This window comes from Altererythrobacter xiamenensis (assembly GCF_900177715.1).
Taxonomy (GTDB): domain Bacteria; phylum Pseudomonadota; class Alphaproteobacteria; order Sphingomonadales; family Sphingomonadaceae; genus Erythrobacter; species Erythrobacter xiamenensis.
In genome coordinates, this window is the sequence record NZ_FXWG01000003.1 from 175,381 (window position 1) to 198,843 (window position 23,463).

At 62.3% G+C, this 23,463-nt stretch carries 22 protein-coding genes, 1 tRNA gene and 1 other RNA gene; 18 read left to right on the forward strand and 6 right to left on the reverse strand.

What is annotated here, in order from left to right; all coding sequences use genetic code 11:
* Nucleotides 1–46: 46 nt before the first annotated feature.
* Nucleotides 47–1,612, reverse strand: a complete 1,566-nt coding sequence (locus CCE89_RS11390) for an amidohydrolase family protein (RefSeq protein WP_200810340.1) — start codon at nucleotides 1,610–1,612, stop codon at nucleotides 47–49.
* Between the two features lie 113 nt (nucleotides 1,613–1,725).
* On the opposite strand from CCE89_RS11390, the gene CCE89_RS11395 reads away from it, so the two are divergent.
* The 4 genes from CCE89_RS11395 to CCE89_RS11410 all read left to right on the forward strand — a co-directional run bounded on the left by CCE89_RS11395 (nucleotide 1,726) and on the right by CCE89_RS11410 (nucleotide 5,101).
* The gene (locus CCE89_RS11395; protein ID WP_086438211.1) at nucleotides 1,726–2,457 is read left to right on the forward strand and encodes an SIMPL domain-containing protein; all 732 of its coding nucleotides are present in this window, start codon (nucleotides 1,726–1,728) and stop codon (nucleotides 2,455–2,457) included.
* 85 nt (nucleotides 2,458–2,542) lie between these two features.
* Nucleotides 2,543–2,851 (forward strand): PepSY domain-containing protein, encoded by a 309-nt coding sequence (locus tag CCE89_RS11400; RefSeq protein WP_086438212.1) that lies wholly within the window; start codon nucleotides 2,543–2,545, stop codon nucleotides 2,849–2,851.
* Between the two features lie 122 nt (nucleotides 2,852–2,973).
* Nucleotides 2,974–3,654 carry a response regulator transcription factor gene (locus tag CCE89_RS11405; RefSeq protein WP_086438213.1) on the forward strand — a complete coding sequence of 227 codons (681 nt, stop codon included), beginning with the start codon at nucleotides 2,974–2,976 and terminating at the stop codon, nucleotides 3,652–3,654.
* Nucleotides 3,655–3,787: 133 nt separating this feature from the next.
* Nucleotides 3,788–5,101, forward strand: a complete 1,314-nt coding sequence (locus CCE89_RS11410) for a sensor histidine kinase (protein ID WP_086438786.1) — start codon at nucleotides 3,788–3,790, stop codon at nucleotides 5,099–5,101.
* Here CCE89_RS11410 and CCE89_RS11415 read toward each other — a convergent pair.
* Together CCE89_RS11415 and CCE89_RS11420 are read right to left on the reverse strand one after the other, a co-directional pair.
* Nucleotides 5,079–5,480, reverse strand: a complete 402-nt coding sequence (locus CCE89_RS11415) for a PilZ domain-containing protein (protein ID WP_086438214.1) — start codon at nucleotides 5,478–5,480, stop codon at nucleotides 5,079–5,081. The two genes, CCE89_RS11410 and CCE89_RS11415, sit on opposite strands and share 23 nt — an antisense overlap.
* A gap of 52 nt (nucleotides 5,481–5,532) precedes the next feature.
* Entirely contained in the window at nucleotides 5,533–5,862 is a 330-nt protein-coding gene (locus CCE89_RS11420; RefSeq protein ID WP_086438215.1) for a chorismate mutase, read from the reverse strand.
* 66 nt (nucleotides 5,863–5,928) lie between these two features.
* Between CCE89_RS11420 and CCE89_RS11425 the strand changes: the two genes are divergently transcribed.
* Nucleotides 5,929–6,939, forward strand: coding sequence for a polyprenyl synthetase family protein (locus CCE89_RS11425; RefSeq protein WP_086438787.1), 1,011 nt, complete (start codon nucleotides 5,929–5,931; stop codon nucleotides 6,937–6,939).
* A gap of 68 nt (nucleotides 6,940–7,007) precedes the next feature.
* On the opposite strand, the gene CCE89_RS11430 is transcribed toward CCE89_RS11425, so the two are convergent.
* Complete coding sequence (locus CCE89_RS11430) at nucleotides 7,008–7,814, reverse strand: hypothetical protein (RefSeq protein WP_143256032.1); 807 nt, start codon at nucleotides 7,812–7,814, stop codon at nucleotides 7,008–7,010.
* A gap of 403 nt (nucleotides 7,815–8,217) precedes the next feature.
* Here CCE89_RS11430 and CCE89_RS11435 point away from each other — a divergent pair, with 403 nt between their 5' ends.
* The 10 genes from CCE89_RS11435 (at nucleotide 8,218) to CCE89_RS11480 (ending at nucleotide 19,579) form a co-directional block, all read left to right on the forward strand.
* Nucleotides 8,218–9,234: an aldo/keto reductase gene (locus CCE89_RS11435; protein WP_086438217.1), complete on the forward strand. Its 1,017-nt coding sequence runs from the start codon at nucleotides 8,218–8,220 to the stop codon at nucleotides 9,232–9,234.
* Between the two features lie 19 nt (nucleotides 9,235–9,253).
* Complete coding sequence (gene hrpB, locus CCE89_RS11440) at nucleotides 9,254–11,686, forward strand: ATP-dependent helicase HrpB (protein WP_086438218.1); 2,433 nt, start codon at nucleotides 9,254–9,256, stop codon at nucleotides 11,684–11,686.
* A gap of 150 nt (nucleotides 11,687–11,836) precedes the next feature.
* Nucleotides 11,837–12,115 carry an ETC complex I subunit gene (locus tag CCE89_RS11445; RefSeq protein WP_086438788.1) on the forward strand — a complete coding sequence of 93 codons (279 nt, stop codon included), beginning with the start codon at nucleotides 11,837–11,839 and terminating at the stop codon, nucleotides 12,113–12,115.
* A gap of 160 nt (nucleotides 12,116–12,275) precedes the next feature.
* Nucleotides 12,276–12,370, forward strand: an RNA gene (ffs, locus tag CCE89_RS11450) — signal recognition particle sRNA small type.
* A 56-nt stretch (nucleotides 12,371–12,426) separates the two neighbouring features.
* Complete coding sequence (locus tag CCE89_RS11455; RefSeq protein WP_086438219.1) at nucleotides 12,427–14,274, forward strand: DNA polymerase III subunit gamma/tau; 1,848 nt, start codon at nucleotides 12,427–12,429, stop codon at nucleotides 14,272–14,274.
* 5 nt (nucleotides 14,275–14,279) lie between these two features.
* Nucleotides 14,280–14,621 carry a YbaB/EbfC family nucleoid-associated protein gene (locus CCE89_RS11460; protein WP_086438220.1) on the forward strand — a complete coding sequence of 114 codons (342 nt, stop codon included), beginning with the start codon at nucleotides 14,280–14,282 and terminating at the stop codon, nucleotides 14,619–14,621.
* A 47-nt stretch (nucleotides 14,622–14,668) separates the two neighbouring features.
* Complete coding sequence (locus CCE89_RS11465; protein WP_086438221.1) at nucleotides 14,669–15,463, forward strand: class II aldolase/adducin family protein; 795 nt, start codon at nucleotides 14,669–14,671, stop codon at nucleotides 15,461–15,463.
* Nucleotides 15,464–15,714: 251 nt separating this feature from the next.
* Nucleotides 15,715–16,536 (forward strand): hypothetical protein, encoded by an 822-nt coding sequence (locus CCE89_RS11470; protein ID WP_086438222.1) that lies wholly within the window; start codon nucleotides 15,715–15,717, stop codon nucleotides 16,534–16,536.
* Between the two features lie 117 nt (nucleotides 16,537–16,653).
* On the forward strand, nucleotides 16,654–19,050 hold the full coding sequence (gene lon / locus CCE89_RS11475) for an endopeptidase La (RefSeq protein WP_086438223.1): 2,397 nt from the start codon (nucleotides 16,654–16,656) through the stop codon (nucleotides 19,048–19,050).
* A gap of 256 nt (nucleotides 19,051–19,306) precedes the next feature.
* Complete coding sequence (locus tag CCE89_RS11480) at nucleotides 19,307–19,579, forward strand: HU family DNA-binding protein (protein ID WP_086438224.1); 273 nt, start codon at nucleotides 19,307–19,309, stop codon at nucleotides 19,577–19,579.
* A gap of 140 nt (nucleotides 19,580–19,719) precedes the next feature.
* Here CCE89_RS11480 and CCE89_RS11485 read toward each other — a convergent pair whose 3' ends face one another.
* Both CCE89_RS11485 and rlmB read right to left on the reverse strand, forming a co-directional pair.
* Nucleotides 19,720–20,568, reverse strand: a complete 849-nt coding sequence (locus CCE89_RS11485; protein WP_086438225.1) for a hypothetical protein — start codon at nucleotides 20,566–20,568, stop codon at nucleotides 19,720–19,722.
* 12 nt (nucleotides 20,569–20,580) lie between these two features.
* Nucleotides 20,581–21,378: a 23S rRNA (guanosine(2251)-2'-O)-methyltransferase RlmB gene (gene rlmB / locus CCE89_RS11490; RefSeq protein ID WP_086438226.1), complete on the reverse strand. Its 798-nt coding sequence runs from the start codon at nucleotides 21,376–21,378 to the stop codon at nucleotides 20,581–20,583.
* A gap of 140 nt (nucleotides 21,379–21,518) precedes the next feature.
* Here rlmB and CCE89_RS11495 point away from each other — a divergent pair.
* From CCE89_RS11495 to CCE89_RS11505, 3 genes are all read left to right on the forward strand, one after another.
* Nucleotides 21,519–21,604, forward strand: a tRNA-Tyr gene (locus CCE89_RS11495).
* Between the two features lie 201 nt (nucleotides 21,605–21,805).
* Nucleotides 21,806–23,011, forward strand: a complete 1,206-nt coding sequence (locus CCE89_RS11500; protein WP_086438227.1) for a tyrosine-type recombinase/integrase — start codon at nucleotides 21,806–21,808, stop codon at nucleotides 23,009–23,011.
* The gene (locus tag CCE89_RS11505) at nucleotides 23,008–23,463 is read left to right on the forward strand and encodes a hypothetical protein (RefSeq protein ID WP_086438228.1); all 456 of its coding nucleotides are present in this window, start codon (nucleotides 23,008–23,010) and stop codon (nucleotides 23,461–23,463) included. Before CCE89_RS11500 ends, CCE89_RS11505 begins: the two co-directional genes overlap by 4 nt.

The following is a 23,463-nucleotide window of genomic DNA, read 5'->3' on the forward strand; positions in this document are numbered from 1 at the left end:
GGCGCAGGTAGGCGCACGTGCCCCTGGTCGCAAGCCATGATCGCTATCAGCGCGCCGCTTTCTGCGCTTCGACCATCTCAGCGACATCGGCGAGCAGAGCGCGCGCATCGTAAACTACGCCGTCCTTGATCGTCCAGCGCACCCCGCCTTGCGTCTCCAGCGTATTGCTCTCGCGATTGAGGCGTACATGGCCGGTGCCGTAAAGCACCTTGAGGTTCGCCAGCGGATTGCCGGGTACAATCACGAGGTCGGCGAGCTTGCCTTCCTTGATCGAGCCGAAGGGCGGTTCGCTACCCTTGGGATCGTAGATCTCGCGCGCGCCATTGATCGTTGCTGCCTGAATTACCTCCATCGGCGAAAGCCCCGCTTCGCGCAGCATTTCCAGCTCGGAGATATAGGCGAAGCCCCAGGTCTGGTAGATGTAGCCGGGGTCGGAGCCTGCCGTGACACGGCCGCCCTTGTCCTGAAAATCGCGGGTGAGGGCGAACCACTTGGCATAGAAGCGCTTCCACGCGGCTTCGTCCTCGCTCGTCCAGTCATGATAATAGCTGCCGTGATTGGTCAGGCTGGGTGCGTAGAAATCCATCAGCGAGGGCAGGGTATAGGCATCGTGCCATTCGCGGTTGCGCGCCGCGCTGACATCGCGGCTGGCCGCATAGATGTTGAATGTCGGACTGAGCGTGACCCCGCTATCGACGAGAAAGTCGACATACTCGTCCCATTTCTCGCTGCCGGGCTCGACTGCTTGATCTTCCAGCCGCGCGACCCAGGCGAAGCGCGATTGCTCGTCGAGATAGTTGTAGTCGGCGGGATAATGCGGGGTCGAACCGTCGGCGAGCAGGCTCTCCATATGGCCGTAGAAGTGCGTCACGCCGTCGAGGCCCAGCTCGACCGCTGTGCGCCCATTCACCTGCGCAACGCCGCGCTGGCCGAGATGCGCCACCGTGCCGAGGCCCAGTTTCTCCGCCTCGTCATTGATCGCGGCGAAGGTCGCGGGATCTTCCATGTTGAAGAACTTTATCCCGTCATAGCCGCGCTGCTTGATCCAGCGGACCCATGCGCGGCCCTGCTCAGGCGTGCGCACCGCACCATTTGGCCAGACGTCGCCCGGCACGGCATAGGCGAACAGGCGCGGCGCGGTGATCGTATTGGCCGCGCTGCGCGCCCTCTGGTCGAGCGAGGGATCATCGGCACCGCCACCGAAGCCGACACCCCGTACGCTGGTCACGCCATGCGCGAGCCAGAGCTTGAAGCCGTAAGATGGCTGCGGAGCTTTAGAGGGATCGCCGTTGTGCCCGTGCACATCGACGAAGCCGGGCAGCACATGCATGCCGCTCGCATCGATCACGCGGTCCGCCGCGACTTCACCACCACCGCGGATGATGCGCGCGATCCGGTTGCCCTCGATCAGAATGCTCACCGGCCCCTCCGGCGGGGCGCCGGTGCCATCGATCATCGTGGCATTCTTGATCAGCAAGGTGCCGAAAGGGCCTTGCCCTTCACCGGCGGGCCGGTCGGGCACCCGTTCCATTTGCGGCTGGCTGCCGTCTTGCTGGGCAAGGGCTGGGGCCGCACCGAGGAACAGGGCGGCGGCAATAAGCATTCTGAGCATGTTGATCCCCTCAAGTGAAGCCGCTCTAGCGCGCTAGAATGAGGTTGCAAACTAGCGCATTCACATGCGCTAAATGACGCACCGCGCAGCATGGCTGGCAAAGGAGAATATCGATGAAGCATTCGTTTGTACCCGCGATCGCTATGGCAGGCGCCGCCGCAGCAGCATCCGCTCCCCTGGCTGCCGCGCAAGTTCAGATTGCCTCCAGCGGTCCGGTGGTCGAGCTCAATGTGCAGGAAAGCATCGATATCGAGCCCGACATCGCCACGATCAGCGCAGGCGTGACGAGCGAAGCGCCGACTGCGGTGGAAGCCATGCGTCAAAACGCCACAGAGATGCGGCGTGTGATCGAGCGTATCAAATCGCTGGGCGTGGCGGAAAAGGACATTCAGACGACCGGCATCAATCTCAATGCGCGCTATGACTATGACCGCAACAGCCAGCAGCAGGTGTTCCGCGGCTACCAGGTATCGAACCGCGTCAGCGTGAAGCTGCGCGACATCGACCGTACCGGCGCGGTGCTGGATGCCCTGGTCGAGGCCGGTGCGACCGACCTCGGCGGACCGAGCTTCTCGGCCGATGACGACACCGCAGCCAAGGAAGAAGCGCGCACCAAGGCGATGGCGCGCGCCAGGGCGCAGGCGCTCTCCTACGCGCGCATGGCAGGCTACGGCGCGATCCGCCTCCTCGAAGTGAGCGAATCCATCACCGGAAGCGGACCGGTGCCGCCAGTGATGCGAACCGTATCGATGGATGCGGCACAGGAATCCGCTCCGGTGCAGCCGGGAATGATCTCCTCGGGGGTTAACCTTACGGTGAAATACGAGATGACCGCTGGCGATTGATGACATTTCGTCAATCAGTCTGAACGCCGGGCACGAGCCGTATTCACACCTTGTTCAATGCCCGTCGCTTAGGCACAAGATCATCATGAACCGGATTTTCTCTCTTTTCGCGCCCGCCGCGCTGGTCCTTACCGGGCTTGTCGCGACCCCTGCCGATGCGCTGGGGCGCGGCGATGAACAGGGAGAGGCGCGCAAGGAAATGAAGGCGGGCAACCAGCTTTCCCTGCGCGAGATCGAACGCCGGATCCTTCCCCGCATGCGCGGCAGCGAATATCTCGGCCCTGCCTACGACTCCACCGCGCGCGCTTATCGGCTCAAGTTCATTCGGGATGGCCGCGTGACCTATGTCGACGTCGACGCAAGGACGGGCCGCATCATCAACCGCTCGCGCTGACGGCGCCTTGCGATGTTTACTGCATGCTATGGTGATGGAACCCGCGCCTTGCTTGACGCATTTCCCGCAAAAGCCCAACTAGGCGGCCAGTTTCGCCGACAATACGAGGAAACGGGGACTATATGCGCATCCTGATCGTCGAAGACGAACCGACGCTGGGACAACAGCTCAAGACGACGCTTGAGCAAAACGGCTATGCAGTCGACCTGTCCACCGATGGTGAAGACGGTCACTTCCTTGGTAGCACCGAGGATTACGACGCTGTCATTCTCGACCTCGGTCTGCCGGAGATCGACGGCCTCACCGTGCTTGGCATGTGGCGCAAGGAAGGGCGAGACTTTCCGGTTCTCGTCCTGACCGCGCGCGACAGCTGGTCGGATAAGGTTGCCGGCCTCGATGCAGGCGCCGACGACTACCTTGCCAAGCCCTTCCAGACCGAAGAGCTGATCGCCCGCCTGCGCGCGCTCATTCGCCGCGCTTCGGGCAATACTTCGGCCGAACTGACGGCTGGCAGGGTGCGTCTCGACACGCGCTCGGGCCGCGTCACGCTGGAAGGCGAGCCGGTCAAGCTGACCGCGCAGGAATACAAGCTGCTGAGCTACCTCATGCACCACAAGGGCAAGGTGGTCAGCCGTACCGAACTGATCGAGCATATCTACGACCAGGATTTCGACCGTGATTCGAACACGATCGAGGTTTTCGTCACGCGCATCCGCAAGAAGCTCGGCGCCGAAGTGATTACGACGATCCGTGGACTTGGATACAGCCTCGACGACCCCGAAGACGCCCCTCGCGCCAACTGAGGATAGCGCCGACGGCGATGTCGCCAGCGCTGGCGTTGCTTCAAGTGAAAGCGCCGCGTCTGAACCCGTATCGCCAAGCGAAGCCGAGGAGAGTATCGAGGCGATCCGCACGCAGGGCAGCCTTGCGCGCCGCATGGCGCTCATCGCGGCTGGCTGGATTGCGGTGCTGCTGCTGGGTGGCGGGCTTGCGCTCGATCGCACGCTGACCAACCTCGTTCAGGGCAATTTCGACGATCAGCTCGAATATGTGCAGACCGCGCTCATCGCCTCGGCGGAAATCCAGGCGGGCGGCGAAGTCTATCTCTACAGCCAGTTGGGCGACCAGCGCTTCTTCGAACCGAACAGCGGCGTTTATTGGCAGATCAGCGGCCCGGGTGAAGAGCCCCTGCCGAGCCGCAGCCTGTGGGATCGCTCGCTCGAGGTGCAAGGCGATCATTTCGACAGCGAGCCGCATTTCTACGATTCCGACCAGTTCCGCAACGAGCCGCTCCGGATCGTCGAGCGTACCGTGATCCTGCCCGGAAGCGACACGCGCTGGACCTTCGCCGTGGCCTCTGCAACCGGAGAACTCGACGCACAGCTTAGCCGTATCCGTTCGATCCTCGTCTGGAGTTTCGCAGTGCTCGGGATGGGCCTGTTCCTGATGGCGCTGCTGCAGATCCGCTATGGCCTCTCGCCGCTGCGCCGTGTGCGGGCAGCGATCCAGAAACTTCGCACCACCGGCGATAACCGCATCACGGAGCCACTACCGACCGAAGTTCAGCCGCTCGTGCAGGAATTGAACATGCTGCTCGAACATTCGGAAAAGCAGGCGGAAGAAGCGCGCCGCCACGCGGGCAATCTCGCGCATGCGCTCAAGACCCCGCTCACCGTGCTGACCAATGCCGCGACTGCTCAGGACCCGAAGCTTGCCAGCCACGTGTTCCGCGAGACGAAGGTCATGCAGCGCCATGTCGACCATCACCTCGCGCGTGCGAGGGCTGTCGGCAGGCGTGCGACCGGGCTGTCCCGGGCAAGCGTCTGGCCGAGTGCGGAATCGGTCCTTCGCGCAGTCACACGCATTTACGAGAACACGCGGTTCGATCTCGATGGAAAGCGCGATGCACAAGTCGCGATCGAGCGGCAGGACCTCGACGAGATCCTCGGTAATCTGATCGACAATGCTGCGAAATATGGTGGGGGCAGCGTGTTCGTCACGATCGATGCCGAGCCGGATTCAGAACAATGCGTGATCTGGATCGAGGATGACGGGGCGGGGATTCCGGCGAACAAGCGGGAAGATATCTTCGCCCGCGGGGCGCGGCTCGATACGGGTAAGCCGGGAACCGGCCTCGGCCTCGCCATCGTCCGCGACGTTGCCAACATCTATGGCGGTGACGTCGAATTGGGCGAGAGCGAGGATCTGGGCGGATTGCTCGTCCGGCTCAGTCTTCCCCGCGCCGCCTGAGCGGCGGAACGAGACCACCCAGCAGATAGCGGAACGCCTGCTGGTTTCGCGCAATACGGGAAACCGTCTCGACATCGTCCTCGCCAATGTCCTGATCCAATTCATCAATGAAGGAGATTGCGAGGAAATTGGGCTCGTGCCGTTCTACGCGAAACAGCAGGTCCAGCCCTTCGCAGTGGAACAATCCATCGTCGCCCGGCCTGACACGGGCCGCACTCGTCAGCTTCGCGCCATGGTGCGAAATGTCGATCACGCGGCAATCGTATCGGCCCGATCGCAAGACCAATTCACCGGACCAATACATGTTCAAGCGATCCGACCGGCGCACTTCAAGACTGACCGTTTCGCAGGAGGCAAAGCTGTTTTGCGGCATGGCCATGCCTTGCCTGAAATTTCGGAATTATTTCGTCGGGCGGCCTTAGGGGAAAACCCTAAGCCTGATCGGTCGTCTCGCTCGCCCCACGCGCCTTCTCGTGATGACGGATTACCTCGTCGATGATGAAGCGCAGGAACTTTTCCCCGAACTCGGGGTCGAGATCCGCATCCGCAGACAGTTTGCGCAGCCGCTCGATCTGGCGTTTTTCCCGATCGGGATCGGCAGGCGGGAGCGTGACCTTGGCCTTGTATTGACCCACGGCCTGCGTGATGCGGAAGCGCTCGGCCAGCATGTGAATGAGCGCCGCATCGATATTGTCGATGCTCTTGCGATAGGACGCGAGAATTGGGTCTGAGGCTGGTGGCTGTTGCGTTTCGTCTGACATCACTTGCAAGGCTAGCAGCAAATCACAACTTGCCAAGCGCACATGCGAACGCCAAATGCGCAGTTCATGAGCGCTGAGGTTATTCCCCTTCCCAATCAGCGGGCCACTCTCGATCCGATGCTGGCCCTGACCGCTTCGGGCATGAACGCGGTAAACTCGGTCATCCTCGAAAGGATGCAGAGCGAGATTCCGCTCATCCCACGCCTGGCGGGGCATCTCATCTCGGGAGGCGGAAAACGCTTGCGACCCATGCTGACCCTCGCAGGGGCCGAGCTGGTCGGCTACCAGGGTACGCGCCATCACAAATTGGCCGCTGCTGTCGAGTTCATCCACACCGCGACGCTGCTGCATGACGATGTCGTCGACGGCAGCGAACTTCGCCGTGGAAAGGCTGCTGCCAACATCATCTTCGGGAATCCCGCGACCGTGCTCGTCGGCGATTTCCTATTCAGCCGCGCATTCGAACTGATGACCGAGGACGGAAGTCTGAAAGTTCTCAAGATCCTCAGTCACGCCAGTGCGGTCATCGCCGAGGGCGAGGTTGCCCAGCTTGGCGCACAGCGACAACTCGAAACGAGCGAGGAACGCTATCTTCACATCATCGGCGCGAAGACAGCTGCGCTATTCGCTGCCGCCAGCCAGATCAGCGCTGTAGTCGCCGAATGCGGTGAGGAGCAGGAGCGCGCATTAGAGGATTACGGGCGCAATCTCGGCGTCGCCTTCCAGCTGGTCGACGATGCGATCGACTACGATTCCCAGGCAGCCGAGATGGGCAAGGACCAGGGCGACGATTTCCGTGAAGGCAAAATGACACTCCCGGTAATTCTCGCCTATGCGCGCGGAAGCGAGGAAGAGCGCAAATTCTGGAAGGCCGCGATCCAGGGGCACAGGACTTCGGACGAAGACCTCGGCCATGCGATCGAGCTCGTGCGCCGTCACAATGCGGTCGACGACACGCGGGAGCGGGCACGCCATTTCGCGCAGCGCGCGATCGATGCGATCTCGATCTTCCCTAGCAGCAAGGCGCGACAGGCGATGACCGAAGCCGCGCATTTCGCCGTGGCACGTGGCTACTAGTCGAGGCGCGAAAAACCCCGACCTCGCCAGATGGAAAGGCCGGGGCTCTTCAAAACATTCGGCTCAGCTTACTGGCGCGTCGCCGAGAACGTGAACTTGCTATCGTCGCGCGGATCGACCGAGACGAAGTTGGCCGTATTCCCGTCGATGGTTACGTCGGTCACGCCGATCGTCTCGCCATCGCGAATGTAGGTTTCGCGGAAGCTGTTGTCGCCGGTTCTTTCGACCTGCACCATCGTGTTCGATTCGCTTCCTTCGATCGCGACAGGTTCGCCGCCGAGCACTGCCGACCAGCCACCGTCGTTCGAGGTCGAGGACAGCGTGTCCCCATCGAGCGTATAGGTAAATGTCAGGCCTGCATCGCTTAGTTCGCCATACTCGCCAAGCGTCCACTTGCCTGACATCGCGTGCGAACCTTCGGGTCCTGCGGCGGTCCGGACGAGGGTCAAATTGCCTTCGGTCGTTTCGTCCCCGTCGAGGTTGACGAAGGATTGGGCCATCGAGTTGCCGTCCTCGCTGACCGTCCAGGTCGAGTTGCCGAGGTCGCGTCCCTCGAACCGGAAAGCGGTCTTGACGGTCTTGTCGTCGACGACTTCCATCATGATTTCATCCGCCCCGGGGCGATCGACCTTCTGCCATTCGCCATTGGCCGTGTAGGAATAGGGCGGCAGGCAGCTGTTGCAGGTGAACTCACCATTGGCGAGCACGAAGTCTCTTTCGTCATTCTCTGCCTGCGCGCTACTTGGATCGGCCTTCCAGGTACCGGAAATCGTGCCAGTGCTCGCTGCTGCAGCCTCCGTATCGGCTCCTTCGCTGCATGCAGCGGTGCCGACGACAAGCGTCAGTGCGGCAAATGCCGTCATCATAGTCTTCATGAAATCCTCCCTTGCATAAACCAAGTGCTCCCGGTGCTGCTGTGTCACCGGAGACGCTTTGGACCCTCCCACCTCCCACGCCCGAGAGAGAAGCAAGTTTTTTCAACCTATTGGATTCCTGGCCGGTCGCCCATACCCCCACCCATGCCAAAAAGGGGTAGTGCCCTTTGATGGGCGATGAAGCGAATGAATGGCATTTCAGCCATCAATGCCCGGCGCTCGCAATCCGGAGTTACGCCCAGATTCGCTGGCTGGCGCAGGTCCGGACCAGACCGCCCAACCATACCCTGGTTTCAAAACCGGTATGAAACGCTTGCACGGCGAAGCGTTTGCGCCATATCCTTTCCCGCAACTTGCCGGGCGGGGGCGCAGCGCTCCGGCGAAAACCTTCAGGGAGATTTGCATGCAACGCCGCCGTCTGGGTACATCCGCCATCGTGGTGTCCGATATCTGCATGGGGACGATGACCTTCGGCAGTCAGACGGATGAGGCCGAGGCCTTCCGCGTTCTCGACGCCTGCTTCGATGCGGGTATTGATTTCTACGATACGGCAGAAGGCTATCCTGTCCCGCCCGATGCAAAATACGTCGGGCGTACAGAGGATATCGTCGGCAAGTGGCTGAAGACCAAACCGCGCGATGCGATCATTCTGGCGACCAAGGTTTCGGGGCCGAGCCACGTCTGGTTTCGCAGCCCCAAACGCTCCGGCATGACTGCGCTCGACCGGCGCAACATCCGAACCGCGGTTGAAGAGAGCCTAAAGCGCCTGCAAACCGACTACATCGATCTCTACCAGACGCACTGGCCCGATCACGACACGCCTTACGAAGAGACGATGGAAGTGCTCGACGAGCTGGCGCGAGAGGGCAAGATCCGCATCTCCGGCTGCTCCAATGAGACCAGTTGGGGGCTCATGAAATCGATCGCGGCTTCCGAAAAGCTGGGCGTGCAGCGCTACCAGACCATCCAGAACAATTTCAGCATGAACAACCGCCGGTTCGAGGACGAACTGGCACAGGTCTGCCGCAAGGAAGGGGTCAGCCTGATCCCCTATTCGCCGATTGCGGGCGGCGTCCTGTCCGGCAAGTACAATGACGGTGGCCGGCCCGAAGGTGCGCGCTTCACACGCTATCTGGAGATGGAGGGGCGACAGGCTGCGATGGGCAAGCGCTTCGTCAATGAGCGTTCGCTGGAGTCCACCGCCCGGTTCCATGACATCGCCAAGGAAGCCGGGATTGATCCCGTCACCATGGCGGTCGCCTGGTCGAAGCAGCACGATTTCGTCGCCTCGACCATCGTCGGCGTGTCGAGCTTCGACCAGCTTGATCCGATCGTCGCCGCGGCCGATCTCGAGCTGGACGCCGACACGATGAAGGCGATCCACAAGGTGACGCGAGAAATCCCTTACCCGATGGGGTGAGATCGTTCATGGCACCCGCGTGAGCGACCTGCCGATCCATGACGTTCTGCCGGACCTTCGCGCAGCGTTGAGCGCGAAGGGTGCCGCCGTGCTGATTGCGCCGCCCGGAGCGGGCAAGACGACCGCGGTCGCGCCCGCGCTGCTCGACGACGACTGGTGCAGCGGCCAGATCATCCTGACCTCTCCCCGCCGTGTCGCCGCGCGTGCTGCGGCGGAGCGCATGGCGGAAATACTCGGCGAAAAGCCGGGCGAGACCGTGGGTTACGTCACGAGGCTCGACAGCAAGCAGTCGGCAAAAACCCGCGTGCTGGTCGTGACCGAGGCGATCTTCGTCAATCGCATCCTCGACGATCCCGAGCTTGAAGGCGTCTCGGCAGTGCTGTTCGACGAGGCGCATGAGCGGCATCTCGACAGCGATCTGGGGCTGGCGCTGGCACTCGAGAGCCGCGCGGTCCTGCGCGAAGACCTGCGCGTGCTGGTTATGAGCGCGACGATCGATGGCGCGCGCTTTGCAAACTTGTTGGGCGAAGATGCGGCCGTGATCGAGAGCGAGGGGCGCGCCTATCCGCTCGACATCCGCTGGCTCGGTGCGTCGCCCGATGCGCGGATCGAGGACGCGATGGCGAGCGCGGTCATGCAGGCATGGCGGGAAGAGCAGGGAGACATTCTCGCCTTCCTTCCCGGCGTCGGCGAGATCGAGCGCACGCGCGAACGGCTGGAAGCGCGGCTGCCGGATGTGTCGGTCCTGCCACTGCACGGACAGGTTCAACCCGCCGGGCAGCGCGCTGCCATAAGGCGCGATCCCGAAGGGCGGCGGCGGATCGTGCTCGCGACCGCCCTTGCCGAAACTTCGCTGACGCTCGATGGTGTTTCCGTCGTGGTCGATAGCGGTCTCGCGCGCATGGCCGAGTTCGACCGCGCGGCGGGCACTACGCATCTCGTCACGCACCGCGCTAGCCAGGCATCCTCGGCGCAGCGGGCGGGGCGCGCGGCGCGGCAGGGTCCGGGTGTCGCCTATCGACTGTGGGAAGAGCATGGCCATGCCGGCCGTCCCGCATTCACGCCGCCCGAGATCGAAACAGCGGACCTCGCGCCGCTTGTCCTCAGCCTCGCCAAATGGGGCACGAACGATCCCGCCTCACTGCCGTGGATCGATCCGCCGCCGCAGGCATCGGTAGCAGCAGCGCGCCATGCGCTGCGATCATTGGGCGCACTGGATGAGGACGGGCGCATCACGCCTTGGGGTAGCAAGATCGCTTCGCTTCCGATGGACCCGGTGTCGGGCGCGGCGGTGCTGTTCGGCGCGAAGTCCGGTCAGGCGCTCGACGCGGCAAAGCTGGTGTTGCTGACGCAGGAGCGGGGGCTCGGCGGGCGAGGGGAAGATTTGCTCCAGCGGCTCGATCGCTGGAACGGCGATCGGAGCGCGCGGGCCGAGGCCTCACGCAAGCTGGCGACGCGCTGGGCCAAGGCGGCGGACCGGCTGATTTCAGGCACCAATGAAGATGCGATCAATCCCGCGGTCTTTCTCGCCTTCGCGCGGCCGGACTTTGTAGCCAAGCGCCGCGATGCAAGCGGCGAACAGTGGTTGTCTGCGGGAGGGCGGGGTTTCCAGCTCGATCCCGCATCCTCGCTGGCACGGGCGGAGTGGATCGTGATCGGGGATGCGCAGGGGCAGGCGAAGGGTGCGCGCATCACCGCGGCCGCCGAACTGACCTCGCAAGAGATCGAGAAGCATCTTCACTATCTGATCGAGAAGCGATCCATAGTGCGCTGGAATAATTCCGAAAACCGGGTCGAGGCGCGGCTGGAACGTCGATTGGGTGCGATCACGCTGGCCTCCGGACCCGACCCCGATCCCGACAGCCAGGCCCTTGTGGATAAACTCAAGGATAAAGCGCGGGAAAACATGGTGGATATCCTGCCGAAAGGCCTTTTGGCGCGGGGAACGTTCTCAAGTGTCGAGGCGCTTTCGCTCGATCACTTGAGCGACACCGCGGAGGTCTGGCTTGCGCCGCTGCTCGAAGGCAGGCGCGATCTGAACCTCGCCAAAGGCAAGCTGGTCGATGCAGTCCTGAATCAACTCGAGTGGGGAGACCGCGAGAAACTCGACAAGGAAGCGCCGCGCGAGTTCACCTCCCCCGCCGGTACGCGCCATGCGATCGACTATGGCGGTGACGATGCGCCAAGCGTCGAAGTGCGGGTGCAGGCGTTGTTCGGGCTCGATAGCCACCCGATGATCGGCCAAGGGAAAGCAGCGTCGCCGCTGCTGCTCAAGCTAACCAGTCCCGCCGGCCGCCCGATCCAGTCGACCCGCGACTTGCCCGGTTTCTGGCGCGGCAGCTGGGCCGACGTGAAGAAAGACATGAAGGGCCGCTACCCCAAGCATCGCTGGCCGGACGAACCCTGGGCCGAAAAGCCGAGCCTGAAGACGAAGAACGCTTTTAGGCAATAGGCCTCAAACGCCGGCGTTCGCATCCGCTCACTTGGCTGTCCTCGCTCACACGACCTGAAGGTCGCATCGCTGCGGGCGCCCGTTCGGGCTTGCGACGCTGCGCGCCGAAACCCGCTTGATTTCTCCAGCAGCATGAAGAAAAGGAAGATTATGAGCGCACGCATCTACCAACGCCCCAAATCTGCCATGCAATCGGGCAGGGCCCGCACCGATCAATGGGTGCTCGAATTCGAACAGTCCGAGGCGCGCCGCGCCGACCCGCTGATGGGGTGGACCGGCAGTGGCGATACGCAGGCGCAGGTTCAATTGAGCTTTCCGAGCAAGGAAGAAGCGAAGGCTTATGCCGAGAAATACGGCATTTCCGCGCGCGTTCACGCTACGCCGCCCAGAAGCCTGAAGCTTCAGGCTTACGCCGATAATTTTAAGTAGGATTTTGCTGTCCGCACGCCCATCCGGGCGCGCGATCCTCGGCGCAATTCCCGTCGCTTCGCTTCGGGGCGCCTGCGGACGGCCAGTCGGCCTTTGGCTGCCGCGACCTGGCGTCTAAGTAGTGGCTTGAAATTCCCCGAATGCCCCGCCATATGGCCGCCCGGGAGTCGGGTGGACGTTTGCGTTCGCTCACCGGGTCAGGTCCGGAAGGAAGCAGCCCAGGTGGATTGCGGCGGGTCGCTCGGCTCCTTTTTCGTTTTCCCCACATCACTGTCATGACAATCGGCGCGCGAGCGCCTACCTAATCGTGCATGGGTGATTCACCGGAAAATACGGATTCGCCTCCCTGGGAAGAAACAGGCGAGGAGCAGGAAGAGGCGCAGCCGAGCGCGGCCGAGCTGGAGGCAGCCGGGCAGAATTCGATGTTCGGCGATCCCGAGCCAGCGACAGAGCCTGCGCCCGAGCCAGCGCCCACTCCAGAACCGCCCGCTGATCCTGACGCGGAGCAAGCGCCGCCACCTGTCGCGGCTCCCGCACCGGAGACGAACCAGCCCTACCGTGTCCTCGCGCGCAAATACCGGCCGCAGACCTTTGCCGAACTGATCGGGCAGGACGCGATGGTCCGCACGCTCGCCAATGCGATCGAGCGTGACCGGCTGGCGCATGCCTTCCTCATGACCGGCGTTCGCGGGGTGGGTAAGACCTCGACCGCGCGCCTCATCGCCAAGGCGCTCAACTGTATCGGTCCCGACGGGCAGGGCGGTCCGACGATCAACCCCTGCGGCCAGTGCGAGCCGTGCACCGCGATCGCCGAGGGCCGCCATATCGACGTGATCGAGATGGACGCTGCCAGTCATACCGGCGTCGACGACGTGCGCGAGATTATCGAGGCGGTGCGCTATTCGGCGGTTTCGGCGCGCTACAAGATCTACATCATCGACGAAGTTCACATGCTGTCGCGCAACGCCTTCAACGCGCTGCTCAAGACGCTTGAGGAACCGCCAGCGCATGTGAAGTTCCTCTTCGCCACCACCGAAGTCGAGAAGCTGCCGGTCACCGTGCTAAGCCGAACCCAGCGCTTCGACCTGCGCCGTATTCCGGCCGAGCTACTGCAGAACCACTTCGCGGATGTCTGCTCGAAGGAGGGCGTCGAAGCCGAGGCCGAGGCGCTGCATATCATCGCCAATGCTGCCGAAGGTTCGGTGCGAGACGGGCTTTCGATCCTCGATCAGGCGATCGCCCATGCGGACATGGATGAGGGCGGTCGTGTCAGCGCCCAGCGGGTGCGCGACATGCTCGGCCTCGCCGACAAGAGCGCGCAACGCAGGCTGCTCGGCAATTTGCTTGAAGGCGATGCCCCGGCGCTGCTGGCGGCGGTCGACGAGCAATATGCCCTGGGTGTCGAACCGCTCGCCCTGATGCGTGGGCTGATGGATCTCACCCACCGCGTAACGCTGGCGCAGGTCTCGGGCGCGGAACCCGATGTGCCGACGGCGGAAGAACGCGCGGCGCTGGGCGAGTTCGCCGAACGCCTCACCGCCGCACAGTTGCACCGTCTCTGGCAGCTTCTGCTCAAGGGGCACGAGGAAGTGCGCCAGGCACCCGATCCGCTGGTTTCGGCGCAGATGGCGCTGCTGCGCGTGATGCACGCGGCGGACTTGCCCGATCCGGGCAAGCTGGCGCGCCGGATCGAGGAACTGGCGGAGCGCGGTCCGGCCCCGGCGGCGCAATCGGACGGGAATGTCGCTGCGCCTGCGAATGCGCCAGCCGCGTCGCTCGACTGGGAAAAGCTGGTCGAGAAGATCGATGCCTCTGGCCAGCTGCGCGTTGCCCAGATGATGCGCGACTGGATTCGTGTTATCGAGCTGTCGCAAGGACGGCTCGTCTATGCGCTAGCGGACGGCATCTCGGACGATCCCGGTCCGGAACTGCGCGATGCGCTGTACAAGCTGACCGGTGAACGCTGGCAGATCGAACGGGGACAGGGTCAGGGCAATCCGACGCTGCGCGAGCAGGAGGCGGCCGATCAGGCTGCAGCCGAAGAGAAAATCCGTGAGCACCCGATGGTGAAGGCGACGTTCGAAGCCTTCCCCGACGCCGAGATGCTCGATCCCAAGGAAAACGTTGCCCGGGCGGGCGGCTCGAAATGGAATAGGTAAGACTGATGAAATCGATGGAAGAAATGATGCAGGCTGCGCAAAAGGCGGCCGAAACGATCCAGAGCCAGATGAACGACATGCAGGCCAAGCTCGATGCAATCGAGGTGGAGGGCCAGTCGGGCGGCGGTCTGGTCAAGGTCCGCGCAAGCGCCAAGGGCCGCATCCTCGGCGTCGAGATCGACGAAAGCCTGATGAAGCCCGAAGAAAAGCAGATGGTCGAGGACCTCGTCGCTGCCGCGTTCAACGATGCGCGCGACAAGGCGGATCGTGTTTCGGCTGAGGAAATGAAGAAGATCCAAGGCGGCATGGGCCTCCCGCCGGGGTTCAATTTGCCAGGTATGGGGTGAGCTCAAACCGTGCTATTGGCACGGCAAAGAACACTGAGGAGAGACACATGGCCACGCTGATGAACGATAACGCAACCGGTTCGGACGCCGACGTCCGCGGACAGGTAAGCGATGAGGAATGGCAGGTTCGCGTCGATCTCGCGGCCGCATATCGGCTGGTCGCGCATTATGGCTGGGACGACCTGATCTTCACTCATCTCTCGGCGCGTATTCCGGGGCCGGAGCACCACTTCCTGATCAATCCGTACGACATGATGTTCGACGAGATCACCGCTTCGAGCCTGGTCAAGATCGACGTCGAGGGTCAGCCCGTGCTTCCGACCGCACATCCGGTCAATCCGGCCGGCTTCACCATCCATTCTGCGCTGCACATGAACTGCGACAATGCGAACGCGGTCATGCACCTTCACACGCCTGCCGGTCAGGCCGTCAGCGCGATGGAGTTCGGCCTCTTGCCGCACACGCAGACCAGCATGATCGCCGGATCCGATATCGCCTATCACGAGTATGAAGGTATCGCGACCGACCTCGAGGAACGTGAGCGGCTGGTCGAGGACATGGGTGACAGGCACGTCATGATCCTGCGCAACCACGGTACCCTCGCCATCGGCAATACCGTGGCCGAATGTTTCCTGCGGCTCTATTTCCTAGAACGGGCCTGCGATGCTCAGGTCAAGATGCTCTCGGCGGGGTATGACAACCTCAGCACGCCTCCGCAGGGCACGCCGGAGAAGGTCAAGGAGCAGACCAAGCCCGAAGGCATGGGCATGATCGCAAACGGCCTCGCCTGGCCGGCGCTGCTGCGGAAACTCGACCGCATCGACCCCAGCTTCCGCAACTGACCGCGACCTCTTTTCGCTGGCGCATCGCGCTGGGCCTTTAACCTCGGTGTGGTCCGATGCGCCGCGATATTGCCTGAATTGCTGCCTCGCGATATAAGTTGGTCGTGTAACAGTCAGATAAACGCGGCAATATAACCATAACGGGAGCGCGATTGCCGACCATTCGACGCAGCAATGCGGGGGCGAATTATGTCGGTCTCATACAAGTTTTGGCGTGAGGCGCTCGCTAAGCATGTCGCGGGGGGCGCGCCATGAAGCACGACAGAATTCTGGAACCGGCCTATGTGATCAAGGCGGAAGAACTGGTTTCGATCAATTATTTGCCCGCGGATCATCCCAAGCCGCGTGAGGTTGAGTGGATTAACCGCGGCACCGACCAGGTCTTGCGTCCGACCACTGCTGACCAATTGCTTCGCACGCTGTACCAGCCCACCACCACGCCCAGCATCAAGAAGCTCCACGACAGTGCCGGTCTTCGGGTAAAGTTTCGCTCGGAGCGCGAACGCGACAAGTTCGCCGCAGATTTTGCCGAGGCGCGCAAGCGTGAGGTGGTCGCGAAGGATCATGTTCTGACCGCCCTGTTCGACGGGCGCGAAGCTGCCGAAGAGGCGATCAACGATCTCAGCATTGCGGGCGTGCCGGAGGATGCAATGTCGATGTTGTGCCGGTCGAACCAGTTCCTTGAAGCTGAAAAGTCCTGGCCAGAGGGCCACGGTACGGCGAGCGTCGCCAGCGCGATAGCGGGCGGCGGCTTTGCCGGTGCGCTGCTCGGTGTGGGTATCCTCTTCGTACCCGGCGTTGGCCCCGTTGCCGCAGCAGGTGCGATTGCAAGTTCCGCGCTGACCTCGGTTGCGTCCGTCAGCGGTATCATCGGCGCGACGGGCGGCGCGATTGCGAAAATGCTGACCGATCACGATGTCGACGGCGTATCGGCCGCGCAATATGACGCTCTGATCCGCCGCGGCAAGATTTTCGTCTCGGTCGACACGCACGAAACCGATATCGAACGCGACAAGATCCGCGAGATTTTCCGGCGTCACAAGGGCCGCGATGCGGCGGAATCTGCCGAATAGCGCACGCGCGGTTTTGTCTTTGCACAGCTAGCATCGTGCCCGGCATTGCGGGCGGAACAAGTCATTCCCATATTCCGTTGCAAAGGCGAGCCCCAATGGCCGCCGCAGGATTATCGAATGACTCAAGCCTTTCCCCTTCTTCCCTTGCGCGACATCGTCGTCTTTCCCGGCATGGTTGTGCCGCTGTTCGTAGGACGCGATAAGTCGGTAGCGGCTCTCGAAGCTGCGATGGAAGCGAGCAAGGACATCTTCCTTCTCGCTCAGCTCGATCCGGGCTGTGACGATCCGGAACGCAGCGACCTCTATGACGTGGGCGTGGTCGCCCAGGTGCTTCAACTTCTCAAATTGCCCGACGGGACGGTTCGCGTCCTCGTCGAAGGCACCATGCGCGCGGACCTCAAGGACATGCGCGCCGAGGGCGATTACGTGCTCGCGGAAGTCGAGCTGAACGAGCCTGACACCGTCTCGGGCAGCGAAGTTACCGCGTTGATGCGCCAGGTGACCGAACAGTTCGGCGAATATGCCAAGCTCAACAAGAAGCTTGGCGAAGAAGCTGGCGCGGACGTCGCCGACATAGATGACGCAGGCGAACTGGCCGACACCATTGCTGGCGCGATAAGCGCCAAGGTTTCTGACAAGCAGTCGCTCCTGACCGAGAGGAGCCCGCTGAAGCGGCTCGAAATGGTCATGTCCTTCATGGAAGGCGAGCTGTCGGTACTGCAGGTCGAGCGCAAGATCCGCGGGCGCGTGAAGCGCCAGATGGAGAAGACCCAACGCGAATATTATCTCAACGAACAGCTGAAGGCGATCCAGAACGAACTGGGCGGCGATGATGGCGAGGACGGCGACGAGATCGCCGAACTCCAGGCCAAGATCGACACGCTCAAGCTGTCGAAGGAGGCAAAGGCGAAGGCTGAGAGCGAGCTGAAGAAGCTCAAGAGCATGCAGCCGATGAGCGCCGAGGCGACCGTCATCCGCAACTATCTCGACGTGCTGCTCGGCTTGCCCTGGGGCAAGAAGAGCCGGCTCAAGAAGGATATTGCCAAGGCGCAGGAAGTGCTCGACGCCGATCATTACGCGCTGGAAAAGGTCAAGGACCGGATCATCGAGTACCTCGCTGTCCAGGCCCGCACCAACAAGCTTAAGGGGCCGATCCTGTGCCTCGTCGGCCCTCCGGGCGTCGGCAAGACCAGCCTTGGCAAGTCGATTGCCAAGGCGACCGGCCGTGAATTCGTGCGCCAGTCACTGGGCGGCGTGCGGGACGAGGCCGAGATCCGCGGCCACCGTCGCACTTACATCGGATCGCTGCCGGGCAAGATCGTCTCGAACCTCAAGAAGGCCGGGGCCAGCAATCCGCTGTTCCTGCTCGACGAAATCGACAAGCTTGGTCAGGATTTCCGCGGCGACCCAGCCTCGGCCCTGCTCGAAGTGCTCGACCCCGAACAGAACAGCAAGTTCCAGGATCACTACCTGGAGCTCGACATGGACCTGTCGGACATCATGTTCGTCACCACGGCGAACAGCCTCAACCTGCCACAGCCACTGCTCGATCGCATGGAGATCATCCGGCTCGAAGGTTACACCGAGGACGAGAAGGTCGAGATTGCGCAGCGCCACCTGATCCAGAAGCAGGTCGAGGCGCATGGTCTGAAGCAAGGCGAATTCGAGCTGACCGAAGAGGGCTTGCGCGACCTGATCCGCTATTACACCCGCGAGGCCGGCGTGCGTACGCTCGAACGGGAAATTGCGCGGCTGGCGCGCAAGAGCCTGCGCAAGATCCTGGAGAAGAAGGCCGAGAGTGTAACCATCACGCCGGAAAACCTTTCCGACTTCGCAGGTGTGCGAAAGTTCAAGCACGGCGTTTCGGAACAGGAGGCGCAGGTCGGTGCCGTTACCGGGCTCGCCTGGACCGAAGTCGGCGGCGAATTGCTGACGATCGAAAGCGTCACGACGCCGGGCAAGGGCGAGATCAAGTCGACAGGTAAGCTGGGCGACGTGATGAGCGAGAGTATCGCGGCGGCCTTCAGCTTCGTGAAGGCGCGTGCGCCGGCCTATGGCATCAAGCCGTCGATCTTCCAGCGCAAGAACATCCACATCCACCTGCCCGAAGGGGCGGTACCGAAGGATGGGCCGAGTGCTGGTGTGGGCATGGTCACGTCGATCATCTCGACCCTGTCCGGCGTTCCGGTGCGGCCCGATGTTGCGATGACCGGTGAGGTGACGCTTCGCGGCCGGGTGCTCGCCATCGGAGGGCTCAAGGAGAAGCTGCTCGCGGCGCTGCGCGGCGGGATCAAGACGGTCCTCATTCCCGAGGAAAACGTGAAGGACCTCGCCGAGATTCCCGACAATGTGAAGGAAGGTCTCGAGATCATTCCGGTCGGCCATGTCGATCAGGTTCTGGAGAATGCGCTCACCGCATTGCCGGCGCCGATCGAATGGACCGAGGCCGACGATCTCGCGAGCCAACCCAGCGCCCATGTTGCAGGTAGCGAAGGCGCGCCAACGGCGCATTGATTGCAGACTGATATGCTGCATCGCAGCGAATCGGAACGGCAAAAGCAGAGTATCCGGGCAGGCGATCGAGGCCTGTCCGGATCTTTGTAGCGGCATCACTCACGGTTCGCCGCAAATGTCATGAAATTGGCTGTAATTGGCGCGTTTTCGCCGGATTTGTCTTTGACACCTCCCTCAAAACACGCTCAATTCTCCGACCTTGGTCGCGGCGATTCCCAGCCCGACATCAAAAAATCCGAATATGGGGGTTCCAAGAATGAACAAGAACGATCTGATCGGTGCAGTTGCTGATTCCAGCGGCCTGTCAAAGAGTGATGCCTCGGGCGCCGTCGAAGGCGTATTCGATGCCATCACCAAGGCGCTGTCGAGCGGCGACGAAGTGCGCCTGGTCGGTTTCGGCACTTTTTCGGTCGCAAAGCGCAAGGCTTCGACCGGTCGCAATCCGCGGACCGGCGAGCCGATGACGATCAAGGCTTCCAACCAGCCCAAGTTCAAGGCTGGCAAGGGTCTCAAGGACGCGGTCAACTAAGCCGAAGCAAACTACCGCTGCGCGTTCAACGCGAGGCAAGAGAAAACCCCGTCGACACGATGTCGGCGGGGTTCTTCTTTGCGCGCTGTGTTCCGCGTGAAGGGCCGCGCGATTGGCGCCAACCTGTGCAAGCGTAATGACTAGTTCGACAGGTCGACGAGGGCGGTCGGTGCTGCCTCGGTGCGCGGCGTGATCTCCCAACGGAGCACCCGCAGATCGCCGACAGTCTCGGCGCCTTCATCGGTGTTGTTCGCGAGGATTTCTCCATCTGTGCGGATCGCGAAGGTGCCCTCGGTCATCGCTAACTCGGTCTTCGTGTCGCCGTCCGATCCTTCCTCCATCTGCGCAAGACCCATCATCCCGCTCATCATGCCCTGAAGGGGATTGCCTGCTCCCTGAGCGGCGAAGCCCGGTGCGTCGACACGAACCTTGCCATCTTCGCGCAGGATCACGGTGACGAAGCTCGAGCCGATCGGCATCTTCTCGATCAGCGGGAAGACGAAGTCGTGGGTCAGCTGACCGTCGATGGCGAAGTCCACTTCGAACAGCCCGTCGCCCTTGTGCACCACGCTGCTCCAGCCTTTCTGGCGCTGCAGATGTTCGGCCAGTTCGTTTGCGGCATCGGGGTTCGAAGGGTCGACACCGCCCATCATCGCCTTGAACTGCTCGGCCTCGCGCTCGCGCTTCATCCGGCGGTTCTCGGCATTGGCGTCCCACTCTGCCTTTTGCCCCGCGATCTCGTTGGCGGTGCATGGCCGGGTTTCCATCCCGTCGTCGCTGTAGCAATCCTCGGCTTCAAACTCTTCCTCTTCCTCCGCGCCCATTTCGGCAAGCTTGGAAAGGCCGAGCATCTGGATTTCGCCCTTGTAGCTATAGCTGAACGCGCCGCTCTTCATCAGCGCAAGCTCGGAGTTGAACTTGCCGGGCGAAAGCAGGCAGCCGGTCAGCAATAGCGGCGCGAGCAAAACAAAGAGCAGACGCGATTTCATGGAAGTTCCCCCTCAGGATGTGCGTGTCGCAACCGCGTAGAGCGCAATTGCTGCCGCATTACTAACATTGAGGCTCTCGATCGCCGAACTGATCGGCAGGCGGGCGAGGGCATCGCAATGCGCTTCGATATTATGCCGCATGCCTTCGCCCTCCGCACCCAGCACCAGAGCCACCTTGCCTGCAGGCATCGCCTCGGCGAGCGTGGCCTCGCCTTCGCCGGTGAGGCCGATCCGCCAGAATCCGGCTTCCGCCATTTCGTCGAGTGCCCGGGCGAGGTTGACGACGCGCACCCAGGGCACGGTCTCAAGCGCGCCGGAAGCCGACTTGGCAACGACACCGGATTCCGGCGGCGCGTGCCGGTCCTGCGTCACCACGGCTGCAGCACCAAAGGCCGCTGCCGAGCGCAGGATCGCGCCGACATTGTGTGGGTCGGTGACCTGGTCGAGGATTACCAATGGCCGGGCAGGGTCATCGCCCTTCAGCACGTCATCGAGAAAGATGTCGTCCAGCGGCTCGCATTCCAGCACCAGACCCTGGTGCGGCGCATCCTTGGCGACGAGCCGCGCAAGATCGGTCACGTCGGCATATTCGACCGGAAAATCGGCCGGGAGTTCACCATCGAGCGATTCGATGCCATCGCGCGTGGCCCACAGCTTGCGATGGCTGCGCCGCGGATTCTTGAGCGCGGCTTCGACGGCATGGCGTCCCCATAGCCGCACGTGGCCGGAAGTCGCACGGCCCGAACCGCGCCCACCCTTCATCCGTCCTGCCCGTCCTCGCAGCGCGCGTTTGCGCTCGCCCTTTGCCATTTTGCTTTCCTGTAGGTTGATTGCTCCGGCCCCTCTGCCAGCCACCCCATTGACAGGCAAGCGCCGCTTCGCCAAAGGGGCGCCTCTCGGCAAGCAGGGCCGCGTCTCGCGCAGCCCGATTTCCCGCTGGAAGCATGAGTGGACAGGTGGCCGAGTGGTTAAAGGCAGCAGACTGTAAATCTGCCCGCGCAAGCGTACGCTGGTTCGAATCCAGCCCTGTCCACCACCTTCCCTTTCCCTGACGATCTCCCCGTATCGCTGGAAAGCGCGGTTTCCCAAGGAAAATGCGCGCGTCCCTTTCCGCGCCCGATCATTGCCAGCCGCCCCAATTCGCGGTAAAGTGTGGGTGAAAAATGTGGGGGAGGGCGAGCGCCCAGGCCATTTGCAGTCCGTTTCCCCCACACCGCGATCGGCTGGAGACGCGCACTTGGGGAAGCTGACTGCCAAGCAGGTGAAGGACGCATTGAAAGCGCCCGGTTCCTATCAGGACGGTGACGGCCTCTTCTTAAAGGTGGATAAGCGGGGCGGAGCCTCGTGGTATGTCCGGGTGCAGCACCAGAAAAAGCGCCGGGACATTGCGCTTGGAAGCGCCAAGCTTGTTTCGCTGGCAGAGGCGAGGGGAATGGCCGTGCTCGCCCGCAAGGCAATCAAGATCGAAGGCCGCGACATTATCGCGGAGCGGCGCAAGGAGAAGGCGGATGCCGTCACGTTCCGACAGGCGGCGGAGCGGTATCATGCCGAGAACAAGGGCGGCTGGAAAAGCGACGGCTACGCGAACCAATGGCTCGCCAGCCTAGAGCGCCATGCCTTCCCGCGCTTTGGCGATCGACCAGCGAATGACATTGCCGCGAGCGATATCATCGCCGCGCTCTTGCCTATCTGGCAGGCCAAGCCGGAAACCGGGCGAAGAGTCCGCCACCGGATTTGCACCGTGCTCAATTTTGCCCATTCGCGCGGCTGGCGGACGCATGAAGCGCCTTCGAGCAGCGGTTCCCTGAAAGCAGGAAACGGCCTTCCCAAGCAAACAGGCGAGCGCCAGCACCGCAAGGCAATGCCTTACAAGACCGTCCCGGCGTTCCTGGAGGAATTGCGGGGCAGACCGTCTTTCGGGCGGTTGGCGCTGGAGTTTACCGTGCTGACGGCGGCGCGGAGCCAAGAGACGCGGCTCGCCACGTGGGACGAGATCGACCTGGAGGCCAAGCTTTGGACCTGTCCGGGTGAGCACATGAAGCGCGGTAGGGCGCATATCGTCCCGCTAAGCGAGGCGGCGTTGGCCGTGCTCCGAAAGGCGGCGGCGCTCAAGCTGGCAGGCTCCAACCTGATCTTTCCCGGCGTGAGCGGCGAGCCAATGTCCGACATGACCTTGCTGAAAGTGCTCCGCGATGCGGGCGAGCCGTTTCACGTGCATGGCTTTCGATCGACCTTCACGGATTGGGCGGCGGACAAGACGACCTTTGCCAATGCCGTGGTGGACGCGGCGAAGGCGCACAAGACACCGGACGCGACGGAAGCGGCCTATCGGCGCACGACGCATCTGGAAAAGCGGGCGAAGCTCATGGAGGCCTGGGGTTCTTATTGCGCCAGCGGCGCGGAGGGGAAGATTATCAGCTTTCCTAGGAAGGCTGCGGAATGACTGACGAGCCAAGAGAAGAGCCGAGGGATTTGCGAATTGGTATCGCCATCGCGCGCGATGAATTCGACCTTGTCGAGAAGCTTACAGAAAGCGAACTGGCTGATGCGCTGCGAAGGGAGGCTCAATGGGTGGATCAACCCTACCTTTTGTTGGCTGTGGCAGACGCTCTTGATCAACCGGATGCTCCTATGAGCCTTCAGCTGGTGCGGTCGAAGCGTGGCAAGCCGAAAGAAAGCACCTTTCTGCGTGACCTTTGGGTCGCGGATTTCGTCAAGGTCAATGTTGATAACGGAATGAAACAGGAGGCAGTAATTGCAGAGGTGCAGCAACGGCTGGGTATTAGTCGCGCGACTGCTATGAAGGCCCTAGCTGAAGGTCGAAAACGGCAGCAGTTTGTGGACACTATAAAAGTTTATCGCGACGAATTGCTCATGGACCGTGAGTCTAAGTAA

Excerpts from the sequence above, each read along its gene's own strand:
- CCE89_RS11390 (WP_200810340.1), bottom strand. The coding sequence starts at position 1,612 with ATGCTCAGAATGCTTATTGCCGCCGCCCTGTTCCTCGGTGCGGCCCCA.
- CCE89_RS11395 (WP_086438211.1), top strand. The coding sequence starts at position 1,726 with ATGAAGCATTCGTTTGTACCCGCGATCGCTATGGCAGGCGCCGCCGCA.
- CCE89_RS11400 (WP_086438212.1), top strand. The coding sequence starts at position 2,543 with ATGAACCGGATTTTCTCTCTTTTCGCGCCCGCCGCGCTGGTCCTTACC.
- CCE89_RS11405 (WP_086438213.1), top strand. The coding sequence starts at position 2,974 with ATGCGCATCCTGATCGTCGAAGACGAACCGACGCTGGGACAACAGCTC.
- CCE89_RS11410 (WP_086438786.1), top strand. The coding sequence starts at position 3,788 with ATGGCGCTCATCGCGGCTGGCTGGATTGCGGTGCTGCTGCTGGGTGGC.
- CCE89_RS11415 (WP_086438214.1), bottom strand. The coding sequence starts at position 5,480 with ATGGCCATGCCGCAAAACAGCTTTGCCTCCTGCGAAACGGTCAGTCTT.
- CCE89_RS11420 (WP_086438215.1), bottom strand. The coding sequence starts at position 5,862 with ATGTCAGACGAAACGCAACAGCCACCAGCCTCAGACCCAATTCTCGCG.
- CCE89_RS11425 (WP_086438787.1), top strand. The coding sequence starts at position 5,929 with ATGAGCGCTGAGGTTATTCCCCTTCCCAATCAGCGGGCCACTCTCGAT.
- CCE89_RS11430 (WP_143256032.1), bottom strand. The coding sequence starts at position 7,814 with ATGAAGACTATGATGACGGCATTTGCCGCACTGACGCTTGTCGTCGGC.
- CCE89_RS11435 (WP_086438217.1), top strand. The coding sequence starts at position 8,218 with ATGCAACGCCGCCGTCTGGGTACATCCGCCATCGTGGTGTCCGATATC.
- CCE89_RS11445 (WP_086438788.1), top strand. The coding sequence starts at position 11,837 with ATGAGCGCACGCATCTACCAACGCCCCAAATCTGCCATGCAATCGGGC.
- CCE89_RS11455 (WP_086438219.1), top strand. The coding sequence starts at position 12,427 with ATGGGTGATTCACCGGAAAATACGGATTCGCCTCCCTGGGAAGAAACA.
- CCE89_RS11460 (WP_086438220.1), top strand. The coding sequence starts at position 14,280 with ATGAAATCGATGGAAGAAATGATGCAGGCTGCGCAAAAGGCGGCCGAA.
- CCE89_RS11465 (WP_086438221.1), top strand. The coding sequence starts at position 14,669 with ATGGCCACGCTGATGAACGATAACGCAACCGGTTCGGACGCCGACGTC.
- CCE89_RS11470 (WP_086438222.1), top strand. The coding sequence starts at position 15,715 with ATGAAGCACGACAGAATTCTGGAACCGGCCTATGTGATCAAGGCGGAA.
- lon (WP_086438223.1), top strand. The coding sequence starts at position 16,654 with ATGACTCAAGCCTTTCCCCTTCTTCCCTTGCGCGACATCGTCGTCTTT.
- CCE89_RS11480 (WP_086438224.1), top strand. The coding sequence starts at position 19,307 with ATGAACAAGAACGATCTGATCGGTGCAGTTGCTGATTCCAGCGGCCTG.
- CCE89_RS11485 (WP_086438225.1), bottom strand. The coding sequence starts at position 20,568 with ATGAAATCGCGTCTGCTCTTTGTTTTGCTCGCGCCGCTATTGCTGACC.
- rlmB (WP_086438226.1), bottom strand. The coding sequence starts at position 21,378 with ATGGCAAAGGGCGAGCGCAAACGCGCGCTGCGAGGACGGGCAGGACGG.
- CCE89_RS11505 (WP_086438228.1), top strand. The coding sequence starts at position 23,008 with ATGACTGACGAGCCAAGAGAAGAGCCGAGGGATTTGCGAATTGGTATC.